This window comes from Streptomyces sp. NPDC053665, from assembly GCF_055585285.1.
On record NZ_JBVJKK010000002.1, the window covers coordinates 654,055 to 666,875 of the forward strand.

The window sequence follows — 12,821 nt, forward strand, 5'->3', positions numbered from 1 at the left end:
CGCGAAGATGGTTGCAGTCTGAACTGCGCTGCGAGCATAGTTACTTGTTCTTCCACCCCCCACGGAAGGCGACCCCCGTGTCCCCCCACACGACGTCCGTCCCACGGTTCCTCGAGGCGGTGCGCCCCGGCCGCGCCGACTGGCTGGAGCTGCCGCCGCTGCGGACCAGCGCCGGTCTGGCCCGGCGGGCCCTGCGCGACCGGCTGGCCTCGTGGCAGGTGCCCGACGAGGTGTGCGCCGACGCCGTGCTGCTGGTGTCCGAACTGGTCACCAACGCCGTGCTGCACACCCTCGGCGAACGGATCCTGTGCGGGGTGCAGCTGCTGACCGACGCCCGGCTGCGGATGGAGGTGCACGACGGGGACCGCACCGGGCGCGGCATCCCCGCCTGCTGCCCGGGCCCGGACGACGAGGGCGGGCGCGGGCTGCTGCTGGTCCGGGAGGTCGCGGACGCCTGGGGGGTCGTCCGCTCGCCGCTCACGGGCGGCAACGCCGTGTGGGCGAGCTTCGCGACCGCGTCCTAGCAGCCCGGGATCAGAACCCCAGGCGCCGCAACTGCTTGGGGTCCCGCTGCCAGTCCTTGGCGACCTTCACGTGCAGGTCGAGGAAGACGGGCGTGCCCAGCAGGGCCTCGATCTGCTTGCGGGACTTGATGCCGACCTCCTTCAGGCGCTTGCCCTTGGGGCCGATGACGATGCCCTTCTGGCTGGAGCGCTCGATGAAGAGGTTGGCGTGGATGTCCAGCAGGGGCTTGTCGGCGGGGCGGTCCTCGCGGGGCAGCATCTCCTCGACCACGACGGCGATGGAGTGCGGCAGCTCGTCACGGACACCCTCCAGGGCGGCCTCGCGGATCAGCTCCGCGACCATGACCTGCTCGGGCTCGTCCGTCAGGTCGCCCTCGGGGTAGAGCGCGGGGCCCTCGGGCAGCAGCGGGATCAGGAGGTCGGCCAGCAGTTGGACCTGCTGGTCGCCGACCGCCGAGACCGGGACGATCTCCGCCCACTCGATGCCCAGTTCCCTGCCCAGCTGGTCGACGGCGATCAGCTGCTCGGCGAGGGTCTTGCCGTCGACGAGGTCCGTCTTGGTGACGATCGCGACCTTCGGCGACTTCTTGAGCCCGGCCAGCTCCTTGGCGATGAAGCGGTCGCCCGGGCCGATCTTCTCGTTCGCGGGCAGGCAGAAGCCGATCACGTCGACCTCGGCCCAGGTGGTGCGCACCACGTCGTTCAGCCGCTCGCCGAGCAGCGTGCGCGGCTTGTGCAGGCCCGGGGTGTCGACCAGGATCAGCTGGGCGTCCTCGCGGTGCACGATGCCCCGCACGGTGTGCCGGGTCGTCTGCGGCCGGTTGGAGGTGATCGCCACCTTCTGCCCGACCAGAGCGTTCGTCAGGGTGGACTTGCCCGCGTTGGGGCGGCCGACGAAGCAGGCGAAGCCGGCACGATGGGCGGTCTCGCCGGACTTCTCGGAGGACTCTGCGCGCACACTCATGCCGCCATTCTCCCTGATCCTCCGGGCCGCTCCGCACAGCGGTCCGTCCGCCCCGCACCCGTGTGCTCCCCGGGCCCTCCGCAGCGCGGTGCGGCTCAGTCGAAGACGAACGGGCCGGGCGACTGCGGCCCGGCCGCCGTGCAGGTGGCGGTGAGGCCGAAGGCCGTCAGCCGCAGCGACCCGCCGTGGGCCTCCAGGCGGTCGCCGCGGGCGACGGTGCCGCGCAGGGGGCCGACCTGGACGGGGGCGCCGGCCGCCAGGGCCGGGTTCGCCCTGCCGGTGAAGGAGACCGTGCCGCCGCCGGCCCGCACCAGGGTGAGGGTGGACGTGAGCGTGTCCTTGCCGAGGGAGATCGGGGCGGTGATCGCCGAGGACCTGACCGTGACGGTGACGGCGGTGCCGCTCTGCGTGGCGGTGAGCGTGCCCCGGCCGCTGCCGAAGCGGCCGCAGTCGGCGCTGATCGTCGCGGTCACCGGGGTGACGGCGTGGGCCGCGGGGGCGAGGGCGAGCACGGCGGCCGCGAGGGCCGAGGCCGCCGGCGCCGCACCCGCGGCGAAGCTGTCGCGTCTCATGGGATGCCGGTTCTCGTTTCTCCCCCCGGTCGTGGGGGGAGTTCAGCCGGCGGTCAGGGTGGCCCGGACCGTCCCGTCGGGCCCGGCCAGGAGCACCGGCGTCCGCGCGCTGCCGAGGTCCCGGACGGCTGCCCGGTCCTCGTCGGCGACCGACTCCGCGTCGGTGACGACGGCCGCCGCCTCCAGGGAGCGGGCGCCCGAGGCGACGGCCATCGCCACCGCCGTCCGCAGGGCGCTGAGCCTCAGCGAGTCGAGGGCCACGGTGCCGGCGACGTAGGTCCGCCCGGTCTCGTCCCGTACGGCGGCCCCCTCGGGCACGCCGTTGCGGGCCCGTGCGGAACGGGCCAGGGTGACGATCTTGCGGTCCTCGGGGTCGAGCGCGCTGCTGTCGGTCATGATCCGAGCATACGGAAGGGTCAGGGCCGGTCCAGGCGGAGGCGGTCCGCTCGGGGCAGCCCGGCGACGACGAGGTCGTAGGAGTCCTCGACGAGTTCCCGGACCAGCCGGTCGGGGAGGTCCCCGTCGGCCGTGACGGTGTTCCAGTGGCGCTTGTTCATGTGCCAGCCGGGCACGACGAGCCCCGCGTGCTCCCGGCGGAGGCGGACGGCCTCGTCCGGGTCGCACTTGAGGTTGACCTTCAGGGGGCGCGCGTCCAGCGACGACAGGGCGAAGAGCTTCCCGCACACCTTGAAGACCGAGATCTCCGGGCGGAACGGGAAGTCCTCCTCGGCCGCCGCGAAGGACAGGCAGAGGGCGCGCAGCTCCTGAGGGGTCACGGCGCCTTCTCCTCCTGCGGGGCCTCCTGCGGCTCGACCGGCTCCACCAGCACCGTCACGATCTTGTTCCGGCGGCCGGCCGCGGCCTCCGCGGTCAGCCTCAGCTCCCGCCCGTCGGGCAGGGCGACCACCGAGGACGCACCGGCGATGGGCACCCGGCCCAGCTCCTTCGCGAGCAGGCCGCCGACCGTCTCCACGTCCTCGTCGTCGAACTCCTCCAGGCCGTACAGCTCGCCCAGGTCGCCGATGTCGAGGCGGGCGGTGACCCGGAAGCGGTCCTTGCCGAGGTCCTCCACCGGGGGCAGTTCGCGGTCGTACTCGTCGGTGATCTCGCCGACGATCTCCTCGAGGATGTCCTCGATGGTGACGATGCCGGCCGTGCCGCCGTACTCGTCGATGACGACGGCGACGTGGTTGCGTTCCTTCTGCATCTCGCGCAGCAGGTCGCCGGCGTTCTTGGTGTCGGGCACGAAGAAGGCGGGCCGCATGGCCGTGGAGACCTGCTCGGTCTCGGCGTCCCGGCTGATGTGCGTCCTGCGCACGAGGTCCTTCAGGTAGACGATGCCGACGATGTCGTCCTCGCTCTCGCCGGTCACCGGGATGCGGGAGAAGCCGGAGCGCAGGGCGAGGGTGAGGGCCTGGCGGATCGTCTTGAAGCGCTCGATGACCACCAGGTCCGTGCGCGGGACCATGACCTCGCGGACCAGGGTGTCGCCGAGCTCGAAGACCGAGTGCACCATGCGGCGCTCCTCGTCCTCGATCAGAGACTCCTTCTCGGCGAGGTCGACCAGCGCCCGCAGCTCCGCCTCGGAGGCGAACGGGCCGCGCCGGAAGCCCTTGCCGGGGGTGAGGGCGTTGCCGATGAGGATGAGCAGCGAGGGGATCGGGCCCATGATCCGCGCCAGCGGCACCAGGACGTACGCCGAGACCGTCGCGGTGTTCAGCGGGTGCTGGCGGCCGATGGTGCGCGGGGAGACGCCGACGGCGACGTACGACACGAGGACCATGACCGCGATGGCGACCAGCAGCGCCTCGGTGGTGCCGTCGAACTCCTTGAGGCAGCCGTAGGTGATCAGCGCAGCGGCTGCCATCTCGCAGGCGACGCGGACCAGCAGCGCCACGTTCAGGTAGCGGGTCGGGTCGGCGGCGACCTGGGAGAGCTTGGCGCTGCCGCGGCGGCCGGAGCGCACGGCCTCCTCGGCCCGGAAGCTGGAGACCCGGGCGAGGCCCGCCTCGGCGCAGGCGGCGAGCCAGGCCACGACGACCAGGGCGATGGCGCCCAGTGCGAGTTGAGGACTCATCGGCGGGCGCTACGAGACCGTCGGCGCCGGGGACGGGCCGGTCAGGCCCCGCTCCGCGCGCCAGCCGTCCACGATGGCCGCCTGGAGGCCGAACATCTCGGCCTTCTCGTCCGGCTCCTCGTGGTCGTAGCCCAGCAGATGCAGCACTCCGTGGACGGTGAGCAGCTGGAGCTCCTCGTCCATGGAGTGCTGGGTCTCCGCGTCCTTGCCCTGCTTCTCGGCGACCTCGGGGCACAGCACGATGTCGCCGAGCAGGCCCTGCGGCGGCTCGTCGTCGTCCTTGGACGGCGGGCGCAGCTCGTCCATGGGGAAGGACATGACATCCGTCGGGCCCGGGAGGTCCATCCACTGGATGTGGAGCTGCTCCATGGCGTCGGCGTCCACGACGATCACCGACAGTTCGGAGAGCGGGTGGATGCGCATCCGCGCCAGCGCGTAGCGGGCGATGTCGAGGATCGCCTGCTCGTCGACCTCGGTGCCGGACTCGTTGTTGACGTCGATCGACATGGTGTTGTGCTTGTCTACTTCCCCTTGTGCGCGGACTTGCCCCGGCTCTTGTGCGTGCCGTTCTGGGTGCCGTGCGTGGTGTCGTACTTCTCGTACGCGTCGACGATACGGCCCACCAGCTTGTGCCGGACGACGTCCTGGGACGACAGCCGGGAGAAATGCACGTCCTCGACGCCGTCCAGGATGTCCTGCACCTGGCGCAGACCGCTCTTCGTCCCGTCGGGCAGGTCGACCTGCGTCACGTCACCCGTGATGACGATCTTCGAGTCGAAGCCGAGGCGGGTGAGGAACATCTTCATCTGCTCGGGGCTGGTGTTCTGGGCCTCGTCCAGGATGATGAAGGCGTCGTTGAGGGTGCGTCCGCGCATGTAGGCGAGCGGCGCGACCTCGATCGTGCCCGCCGCCATCAGGCGCGGGATGGAGTCCGGGTCGAGCATGTCGTGCAGCGCGTCGTAGAGCGGGCGCAGGTACGGGTCGATCTTCTCGTAGAGGGTGCCCGGCAGGAAGCCCAGCCGCTCTCCGGCCTCGACCGCCGGGCGGGTCAGGATGATGCGGTTGACCTGCTTGGACTGCAGGGCCTGCACGGCCTTGGCCATGGCCAGGTAGGTCTTGCCGGTGCCGGCGGGGCCGATGCCGAAGACGATGGTGTGCTTGTCGATCGCGTCCACGTAGCGCTTCTGGTTGAGCGTCTTGGGGCGGATCGTGCGGCCACGCGAGGACAGGATGTTCTGCGTGAGCACCTCGGCCGGGGTCTCCCGGCCGTCGCTCTCGCCGTTGTCGCTCGCCTTGAGCATGGCGATGGAGCGTTCCACTGCGTCCTCCGTCATCGGCTGCCCGGTGCGGAGCACCAGCATCATCTCGTCGAACACGCGCGCGATGAGGGCGACGTCCTTCGGGTCGCCGACCGCGCTGATCTCGTTGCCCCGGACGTGGATGTCGGCCGCCGGGAAGGCCTTCTCGATCACGCGCAGGAGGGAGTCGCCGGATCCCAGCACGGTCACCATGGGGTGCTGGGCGGGGACGGTGAACTGCGCTCTCGCCTGCTCCTGCGCGGAGGTGTGAGCTGTCGGTGATTGAGTCATGGGCCGGCGCTTAAGGCCTGCGGTTCCTCCTCGTCACGGCCGCGCAGCTGAGGGCGGCCTCGCGATTCCCAGGGTACGACGGTGCGGTGACAACGCCGTAGGGGTTTTGGGGACGCGAGGACGCGGCGGCCGGTCACGCCGAGCGGCGGAATCCGATCGTCGGCACCGCACGCCGCAGCGGCCACGGCCGCACCAGTTCCTCCGGCACCAGCCCGGCCAGGAACCCGTACCGCCGCAGCGCCTGGGGGTCCTGCCCCTCCACGGACTGCACCCTGCGCCACCAGGCCGCGATCTCCGACCACCCGGGCGCCGACAGCGACCCGCCGAACTCCTGCACCGACAGCGCCGCGGTCAGCCCCGCGAACGCCAGCCGGTCGGCCAGCGGCCAGTCCGCGAGCGTCCCGGCCACGAACCCGGCGACGAACACGTCCCCGGCCCCGGTCGGGTCGAGCGCCTCGACATCGATCGCCGGCACCTCCGCCGTCTCCCCCGTCCGCCGGTCCACGGCGTACGCCCCCTCCGCGCCGAGGGTGACGACGGCGAGCGGCACGTGCTCGGTGAGGGCGTGCGCGGCGGCCCGCGGGCAGTCGGTGCGGGTGTAGCGCATGGCCTCCTGCGCGTTCGGCAGGAACGCCTCGCAGTGCCTGAGATCGGGCAGCCGGGCCAGGTCCCACCTCCCGGTGTCGTCCCAGCCGACGTCGCCGAAGACGCGGGTGCCCTTGCTCGCGGCCTGCGCGATCCAGGGCGCGCTCACCCCGGGCGCGAGGGAGGCGACGGCGGCCCGGGCGCGCGGCGGGCAGGCGGGGGCGGGCTCCTCCGGAGGCGGCTCGTGGCCGTGCGAGACCATCGTCCGCTCCCCCTCGTAGGCCATGGAGACGGTCACCGGGGAGTGCCAGCCCGGCACCGTGCGCGAGGCGGACAGGTCGATGCCCTCGCCGTGCTCCAGGGCGTCCCAGCAGTACTCGCCGTAGTGGTCGTCGCCGAAGGCCGCGGCGAGGGAGGTGCGCAGCCCGAGGCGGGCGAGCGCCGTGGCCATGTTGGCGACGCCGCCGGGACTCGACCCCATCCCGCGCGCCCAGGACTCCGTCCCGCGCACCGGGGCGGAGTCGAGCCCGGTGAAGACGATGTCGAGGAAGACGGTGCCGGTGAGGTAGACGTCCCAGGGCGGGTCCTCCGGCGCGCGCAGCGGGGCGAGGGGATCGACCTGGTTCTGCCGGTGCGATCCCTTTCCGGACGGGCCCTTTCCTGCCGGGGTGGTGGACGCGATCACGATGCGCTCCCTGACGTGGTGCGGATCAGGCCAGTCTGCACCACACCGCGGGGAAGCGGCCGCTACCAGCGGGGCATCGCCGGCGTCACCCACCCCGGGTCGGCGATCCGCATGGCCGCCGCGTCGTCCCGGTCCCGCAGCGCCCCGTCGTCCTCCAGCCAGCGCCGGTGGAGCACGGCCAGCCGCTCGCGGTCCAGCTCCACGCCGAGCCCGGGGGCGTCGGACACCGCCACCCGTCCGCCCTCGAAGGCGATCCGCTCGGTGAGGACGTCCTCCGACTGCCACGGGTAGTGGGAGTCGCAGGCGTGGTGGAGGTCCGGGACGGTGGCGGCCACATGCGTCATCGCGGCGAGCGAAATGCCCAGGTGGGTGTTGGAGTGCATGGACACCCCCACCCCGAAGGCCCGGCACACGGCGGCGAGTTGCTGTGTGGCGCGCAGCCCGCCCCAGTAGTGGTGGTCGCTGAGCACGACCTGGACGGCGTCGCGGGTGAAGGCCTCCTCGATCTCGGCGAAGGTCGTCACGCACATGTTGGTGGCCAGCGGCACGCCGGTCTTGGCGGCGACCTCGGCCATGGCGGGCGTGCCGAGGGCGGGGTCCTCCAGGTACTCGAGGACGTCCCCCAGTTCCCCGGCCACGCGCAGGGAGGTCTCGACCGACCACGCGCCGTTGGGATCCAGCCGCAGCGGGTGCCCGGGGAAGGCCTCCGCGAGGGCGCGCACGGCCGCGATCTCCTCCTCGGGAGGAAAGACGCCGCCCTTCAGCTTGAAGGAGGTGAAGCCGTGGCGTTCGGTGAAGCGGCGGGCCTGCTCCACCACTCCGGCCGGGTCGAGGGCGGCGCCCCAGTCGTCGGTCTCGGCCGGGACGCCCTCGGGGTGGGCGGCCCACTTGTAGAACAGGTAGGCGCTGTACTCGACCGTGTCGCGCACCTTGCCGCCGAGCAGCGCGTGCACGGGCAGGCCGAGGGCCTTGCCGAGGGCGTCGAGGCAGGCGACCTCGAAGGCCGAGACGACGGACAGCCGGAGCTTGTCCGCCGTCTGGACGCCGCGCAGCCCGCCGACGTCTACGGCGGTCTCGACCCGGGAGCCGTCCACCGCGACGCGGTCCGCGAGGGCGGACAGCCCGTTCAGGTCGCTGACCCGGTGTCCCGCCAGCTGTTCGGCCAGGGGCCGGGCCAGCTCCAGGTACTTGGTGTCGCCGTAGGTCTCCCCCACGCCGGTGACCCCGTCCGCCGTGACCACCTCGACGATCAGCCGGGGCGTGTACGGCTGGTGGACGCCCTGCGTGTTCAGCAGCGGCGGGTCCGCGACCAGGATCGGCGTCAGCCGTACGTCGGTGATGGCGAGGTTCACAGGGCGGCTCCCACGAGGTCGAGTCCGGCGGTGAGGAGGGTGCCGAGGGCGGCCAGGTCGGCCGGCGCGGGGTCGGTGAGCGGGGCGCGTACCGGGCCCACGGCCTGGCCGCGCAGGCGGGCGGCGGCCTTCACCAGCGACACGGCGTACCCGGGCACGCGGTCGCGCAGCTCGACGAACGGGACGTAGAAGCCGCGCAGGAGCTTGTCGACGGTGCCGTCGTCGCCGTCGCGCAGGGCGGTGAAGAAGGCGCCGGCGATCTCGGGGGCGAAGGCGTGCACGGCGGAGGAGTAGGCGGGCACACCGACCGCGGCGTAGGCGCGGGCCTGGACCTCGGCGGTGGCGGCGCCGTTGAAGAACAGGAAGTCCTCGGGCGCGGCCAGGGTGAGGCGCTGGAGCCGGTCGAGGTCGCTGTGGCCGTCCTTGAGGCCGATGACGTGCGGCAGGGCGGCGACGCGGCGCAGGGAGTCGGCGGTGAAGGCGGTCCTGCCGCGCTGGTAGACGATCAGCGGCAGCGGTGTGCGGGCGGCGATCTGCTCGACCTGGGCGGCGAGGCCGTCCTGCGGCGCCTCGACGAGGTAGTGCGGCAGGACGAGCAGGGCGTCGGCTCCGGCGTCCTCGGCGATGCGCGCGAACCGGGCGGCCTGGGCCCAGCCGTAGCCGATGCCGGCGACGACGGGGACCCGGCCGGCGGCCTCCTCGACGGTGAGGGCCACGACCTGCCGGTACTCGTCCTCGTCCAGGGAGAAGAACTCGCCGGTCCCGCAGGCCGGGAAGACCGCGCCGGGGGACGCGGCCAGCCGGTCCGCGACATGGGCGCGGCAGCCGTCCGCGTCGAGCGTGCCGTCGTCGCGGAAGGCGGTCAGCGGGAAGGACAGCACCCCGTTCGCCATGCCCTCGCGCAGCCGCCGCGCGACCGCTACCGCACCAGCGCTCACGTCATCTCCTCACGTAGACGTCATCCATGTATGAGAATGCTGGCTGCGTATGCGAACGTCAACAGGTGCGACCGGGAAGGGGTGCGACAGGGGTCCGACCAGGCGAAGGCGCGCGTTTACCCGGGCTTCACTCCACCAAACACGATGTGTCCCAGATCACACCGACCGGGCTCCCGGGTCCGAGTACTTGCTTGATACAAATTGCCCGCGCGTTCCTGTCCGTCGACGGTCGTCGCCCCTCCCCCCTGATCGCCGCTCCTTTCGCACGCCCTGGGAACGCCCGTGTTCGCCCCCCGCACCACTCCCTGGCCCCTCGTCGCCCTTTTCACGGCCGGGTACCTCGCCCCGTATCTGCTGCCCACCACCGTGGGCCGCCTCGACTCCGGGCTCGCGCTCTCCGCCACCCAGGCCGGGGCCGTCGGCAGCGCCCTGCTGCTGAGTTCGGCCGCCGCCGGATTCGCCCTGGCCTCACGGGTCGAACGGATCGGCGCCCGCGCCCTCGCCCGGCTCGGCCTCGCCCTGGCCCTGCTCGGCTACGGCGGCGCCGCCCTGACCACCGCCGTCCCGGCCGTCGTCGTCGGCGCCATGATCGGCGGGGTCGGCTCCGGCACGGCCACGACCGTCGCCGCGACCCTCATCGCCGGGCAGAAGGACCCCCACCGGGCCTCCACCGCCGGGCTGCTCAGCGTCTCCGCCCTCGCGGGCGCCGTGTACCTGACGGTGCCTCACCTCGGCCCGGGCCACGGGCTGCCGCTCGTCGCGATCGCCCTCACGGCCGCGGCCGTGTGGCCGCTGACCGGCAGGCTGCCGGCCGGGACTCCCCCGACCCCCGTCCGGACCGGCACGGCCCGACTGCCGCACGCCCGTTCCGGACTGGTGCTGGCCGCCGCCATGGTGTGCTGGTCGCTCGCCCAGAACTCGCTGTGGGGCGTGAGCGGCCGGATCGGCCTGGAGCAGGCGCACCTCGGCGAGGCCACCGTCGGAGCCGTCTTCGCCGTGGCCCTGGGCGCCGGGCTCACCGGCGTGCTCGCGGCCGGGGCCCTCGGGGCGCGACTCGGCCGGGCGGTACCGATCGGCCTGGGCACCACGCTCATCGCCGGCTGCATCGTGCTGAGCGCCTCCGCCACCGGGTTCGGCAGCTTCGCCGCAGGGGAGATCGCCTGGAACACGCTGTACCCGGTGGTGCTGTCGTACCTGATCGGGCTGGCCGCCTCGCTCGACCCACGCGGGCGGTGGGCCGTCCTGGTCGGCTCGGCCTCCTCGCTCGGCACGGCGGCCGGGCCGCTGACCGGCAGCGTCCTGTCGGCGCAGGCCGGTTTCCCGGCGATGGGCGCCGTCCTCGGGGCCGGGCTGCTGGTGATCGCCCTGCCGATGACCGCCGTCGCCCTGCACACCGGCGGGCGTCCGCTGCTCCCCGGTGCGATCCGCCGCCGCGGCGGCCACCCGGCGGCGCTGGTCGCCGCCGCCACGGGCACTCCCACCGGCGCGGTCCCGGAGATCGGCGCCCCGGAGCAGCCGGTGGTGGAGATCCCCGTGGAGGCCCCGGCCGTCGCCGCCCAGCGCGCGTACGGAAAGGCGGGGTCCGAGGCCCTGTGACGGCCTGACAGTGACGGCCTAGCCGAAGGTGTACGCCTCGACCTCGGCCAGGTAGCGCGCCCGCAGCTCCTCGTCGTCCTCCAGGAACGAGGCGAGGAAGGAGTTGCGGGCCAGCTCGCGCAGCCGCTCCTCACCGAGTCCGAGCGTCTCGCGCACGGCGTCGAAGTTGTCCCCGGCGTAGCCCCCGAAGTAGGCCGGGTCGTCCGAGTTGACCGTGCACATCAGGCCCGCGTCCAGCATGGCCGGCAGGGGGTGCTCGGCGAGGGTGTCCACCGTGCGCAGCCGGACGTTGGACAGCGGGCACAGCGTCAGCGGCACCCGGTCGCGCACCAGCCGCTCCACCAGCGCCGGGTCCTCCACGCAGCGCAGCCCGTGGTCGACCCGCTCGACGCCGAGGACGTCCAGCGCCTCGGTGATGTACGCGGGCGGCCCCTCCTCGCCGGCGTGCGCGACCCGGCGCAGTCCCAGCGCCGCGGCCCTCTCGTACACCTCGCGGAACTTCACCGGCGGGTGCCCGACCTCGGCGGAGTCCAGGCCGACGCCGGTGATCCGGTCCAGGTAGGGCTGGGCGGCGTCCAGGGTGGCCAGGGCCGACTCGGCGGACTCGTCGCGCAGGAAGCACAGGATCAGCCGGGTCGAGACACCGTGGTTCGCCTCGCTGCTCCCCAGCGCGCGCCACAGTCCCTCGACGACCGTGCCGAGGTCCAGGCCGCGCCCGGTGTGGGCCTGCGGGTCGAAGAAGATCTCGGCGTGCCGCACGCCCTGCGCGGCGGCCCGGGCGAGGTAGGCGTCGGCCAGGTCCTCGAAGTCCCGCTCGGTGCGCAGCACGGCCATGAGCTCGTAGTACAGGTTCAGGAAGGACTGCAGGTCCGCGAAGCGGTACGCCTCGCGCAGTTCGTCGGTGCCCGCGTAGGGCAGGGTGACGCCGTTGCGCGCGGCGAGTGCGAAGGCGAGCTCCGGCTCCAGGGTGCCTTCGATGTGAAGGTGCAGTTCGGCTTTGGGGAGGGGCATCAAAGCATCGTACGGGCGTTTCACCGACGCTTCGGAATCGGCACCCGCAGCAGGTCGCGGGCCACGCTGAGCTCGCCCTCGTACCCGGCGGCCCGCGCCTGCCGCTCGAACTCCTCCGGATCGCCGTAGCGCTGGCTGAAGTGGGTCAGCACCAGGTGCCGCACTCCGCTCTCCCGTGCCACCCGCGCCGCCTGACCGGCCGTCAGATGCCCGTGCTCGACGGCGAGTTTCTCGTCCTCGTCGAGGAAGGTCGACTCGATGACGAGCATGTCGCAGCCCTCGGCCAGCGCGTACGCGCCGTCGCACAGCCGGGTGTCCATGACGAAGGCGAACCGCTGCCCGCGCCGCACCTCGCTGACGTCCTCCAGCGAGACGCCGCCGAGGGAGCCCTCGCGCTGGATGCGGCCCACGTCCGGGCCCTTCAGGCCGTGCGCGGCGAGCCGCTCGGGCAGCATGCGCCGGCCGTCGGGCTCGACGATGCGGTAGCCGTAGGACTCCACCGGGTGCGACAGCTTCCGGGCCTCCAGCACATAGCCGCCGGTGCGGGCGAGGGGGCCGTCGGCGGCGACCGGCGCCTCGGTGACGCCGACGGTCTCGCGGTAGGCGGTGGCGTACCGGAGCCGGTCGAAGAAGCGCTGCCCGGAGCGGGGGTAGTGGGCGGTGACCTGGTGCGGGACCCGGTCGAGGTTGATGCGCTGGATCACGCCCGCCAGGCCCAGGCTGTGGTCGCCGTGGAAGTGCGTGACGCAGATCCGGTTCAGGTCGTGCGCGGCCACCCCGGCACGCAGCATCTGCCGCTGCGTGCCCTCGCCGGGGTCGAAGAGGATGCCCTCGCCGTCCCAGCGCAGCAGGTAGCCGTTGTGGTTGCGGTGCCGGGTCGGCACCTGGCTGGCGGTGCCGAGGACGACCAGTTCACGTACGGACAAGG

The 12,821-nt window shown here is 73.0% G+C and carries 14 protein-coding genes; 2 read left to right on the top strand and 12 right to left on the bottom strand.

Annotated elements, in window-relative coordinates; all coding sequences use genetic code 11:
- Positions 1–77 precede the first annotated feature (77 nt).
- Positions 78–524: an ATP-binding protein gene (locus ACZ6ZN_RS10505; protein ID WP_451877179.1), complete on the top strand. Its 447-nt coding sequence runs from the start codon at positions 78–80 to the stop codon at positions 522–524.
- Between the two features lie 10 nt (positions 525–534).
- Here the strand turns inward: ACZ6ZN_RS10505 and era are convergent, their stop codons facing one another.
- The 10 genes from era to ACZ6ZN_RS10555 all read right to left on the bottom strand — a co-directional run bounded on the left by era (position 535) and on the right by ACZ6ZN_RS10555 (position 9,241).
- Entirely contained in the window at positions 535–1,488 is a 954-nt protein-coding gene (era, locus tag ACZ6ZN_RS10510) for a GTPase Era (RefSeq protein WP_451877180.1), read from the bottom strand.
- Positions 1,489–1,583: 95 nt separating this feature from the next.
- Positions 1,584–2,060, bottom strand: coding sequence for a hypothetical protein (locus ACZ6ZN_RS10515; protein ID WP_398110409.1), 477 nt, complete (start codon positions 2,058–2,060; stop codon positions 1,584–1,586).
- A gap of 42 nt (positions 2,061–2,102) precedes the next feature.
- Positions 2,103–2,456 (bottom strand): cytidine deaminase, encoded by a 354-nt coding sequence (locus ACZ6ZN_RS10520; protein ID WP_398110408.1) that lies wholly within the window; start codon positions 2,454–2,456, stop codon positions 2,103–2,105.
- A gap of 20 nt (positions 2,457–2,476) precedes the next feature.
- Positions 2,477–2,836 (bottom strand): MmcQ/YjbR family DNA-binding protein, encoded by a 360-nt coding sequence (locus tag ACZ6ZN_RS10525; protein WP_398110407.1) that lies wholly within the window; start codon positions 2,834–2,836, stop codon positions 2,477–2,479.
- On the bottom strand, positions 2,833–4,137 hold the full coding sequence (locus tag ACZ6ZN_RS10530; RefSeq protein ID WP_398110406.1) for a hemolysin family protein: 1,305 nt from the start codon (positions 4,135–4,137) through the stop codon (positions 2,833–2,835). Before ACZ6ZN_RS10530 ends, ACZ6ZN_RS10525 begins: the two co-directional genes overlap by 4 nt.
- A 9-nt stretch (positions 4,138–4,146) precedes the next feature.
- On the bottom strand, positions 4,147–4,644 hold the full coding sequence (gene ybeY / locus ACZ6ZN_RS10535; protein ID WP_190898580.1) for an rRNA maturation RNase YbeY: 498 nt from the start codon (positions 4,642–4,644) through the stop codon (positions 4,147–4,149).
- A gap of 14 nt (positions 4,645–4,658) precedes the next feature.
- A complete protein-coding gene (locus tag ACZ6ZN_RS10540) occupies positions 4,659–5,726 on the bottom strand; it encodes a PhoH family protein (RefSeq protein ID WP_398110405.1) in 1,068 nt (355 codons plus the stop codon).
- Positions 5,727–5,859: 133 nt separating this feature from the next.
- Entirely contained in the window at positions 5,860–6,996 is a 1,137-nt protein-coding gene (locus tag ACZ6ZN_RS10545) for a carbohydrate kinase family protein (protein WP_469644935.1), read from the bottom strand.
- Positions 6,997–7,058: 62 nt separating this feature from the next.
- Positions 7,059–8,348, bottom strand: coding sequence for a glucarate dehydratase family protein (locus ACZ6ZN_RS10550; RefSeq protein ID WP_469644937.1), 1,290 nt, complete (start codon positions 8,346–8,348; stop codon positions 7,059–7,061).
- Complete coding sequence (locus ACZ6ZN_RS10555; protein ID WP_469645659.1) at positions 8,345–9,241, bottom strand: 5-dehydro-4-deoxyglucarate dehydratase; 897 nt, start codon at positions 9,239–9,241, stop codon at positions 8,345–8,347. Before ACZ6ZN_RS10555 ends, ACZ6ZN_RS10550 begins: the two co-directional genes overlap by 4 nt.
- Before the next feature lie 327 nt (positions 9,242–9,568).
- Here ACZ6ZN_RS10555 and ACZ6ZN_RS10560 point away from each other — a divergent pair, with 327 nt between their 5' ends.
- The gene (locus ACZ6ZN_RS10560) at positions 9,569–10,882 is read left to right on the top strand and encodes an MFS transporter (protein WP_469644940.1); all 1,314 of its coding nucleotides are present in this window, start codon (positions 9,569–9,571) and stop codon (positions 10,880–10,882) included.
- 18 nt (positions 10,883–10,900) lie between these two features.
- Here the strand turns inward: ACZ6ZN_RS10560 and ACZ6ZN_RS10565 are convergent, their stop codons facing one another.
- Both ACZ6ZN_RS10565 and ACZ6ZN_RS10570 read right to left on the bottom strand, forming a co-directional pair.
- Positions 10,901–11,893 carry an adenosine deaminase gene (locus ACZ6ZN_RS10565; RefSeq protein ID WP_469644943.1) on the bottom strand — a complete coding sequence of 331 codons (993 nt, stop codon included), beginning with the start codon at positions 11,891–11,893 and terminating at the stop codon, positions 10,901–10,903.
- A 20-nt stretch (positions 11,894–11,913) separates the two neighbouring features.
- Entirely contained in the window at positions 11,914–12,819 is a 906-nt protein-coding gene (locus ACZ6ZN_RS10570) for a ribonuclease Z (protein ID WP_469644946.1), read from the bottom strand.
- Between the last annotated feature and the right edge of the window lie 2 nt (positions 12,820–12,821).

Bases quoted from the DNA above. Each gene is read 5' to 3' on its own strand.
- era (WP_451877180.1), bottom strand. From the start codon at position 1,488: ATGAGTGTGCGCGCAGAGTCCTCCGAGAAGTCCGGCGAGACCGCCCAT.
- ACZ6ZN_RS10515 (WP_398110409.1), bottom strand. From the start codon at position 2,060: ATGAGACGCGACAGCTTCGCCGCGGGTGCGGCGCCGGCGGCCTCGGCC.
- ACZ6ZN_RS10520 (WP_398110408.1), bottom strand. From the start codon at position 2,456: ATGACCGACAGCAGCGCGCTCGACCCCGAGGACCGCAAGATCGTCACC.
- ACZ6ZN_RS10530 (WP_398110406.1), bottom strand. From the start codon at position 4,137: ATGAGTCCTCAACTCGCACTGGGCGCCATCGCCCTGGTCGTCGTGGCC.
- ybeY (WP_190898580.1), bottom strand. From the start codon at position 4,644: ATGTCGATCGACGTCAACAACGAGTCCGGCACCGAGGTCGACGAGCAG.
- ACZ6ZN_RS10540 (WP_398110405.1), bottom strand. From the start codon at position 5,726: ATGACTCAATCACCGACAGCTCACACCTCCGCGCAGGAGCAGGCGAGA.
- ACZ6ZN_RS10555 (WP_469645659.1), bottom strand. From the start codon at position 9,241: ATGGCGAACGGGGTGCTGTCCTTCCCGCTGACCGCCTTCCGCGACGAC.
- ACZ6ZN_RS10565 (WP_469644943.1), bottom strand. From the start codon at position 11,893: ATGCCCCTCCCCAAAGCCGAACTGCACCTTCACATCGAAGGCACCCTG.